At 62.6% G+C, this 211-nt stretch carries 1 pseudogene; it reads left to right on the plus strand.

Annotated features, from left to right (window positions below):
• Positions 1–211, plus strand: a pseudogene (locus BP858_RS01965) (hypothetical protein); the annotation flags it as partial.

The raw sequence follows: 211 nt of genomic DNA on the forward strand, positions 1-211 counted from the left end.
CCCTGATCGTGATGATCGTCCTCACGTCGTTCATCCCGATCTTCGCGTACACCCCGGTCTACTCGGCCGTCTTCGGCGATCCTCCGGACCTCCCTGGCAGGTCCACCTACTCGTACCTGCAGGGGTCATCGGCCTATATGGTGACATCGGTCGCGGTGAAGGAGCAGTCCTATGTCGCGATCCTCGGTCTCCTGGTGATGGCCGGGGTCGC

The organism is Methanoculleus sp. UBA413, from assembly GCF_002502935.1.
In the GTDB taxonomy this organism is placed as follows: Archaea; Halobacteriota; Methanomicrobia; order Methanomicrobiales; family Methanoculleaceae; genus Methanoculleus; species Methanoculleus bourgensis.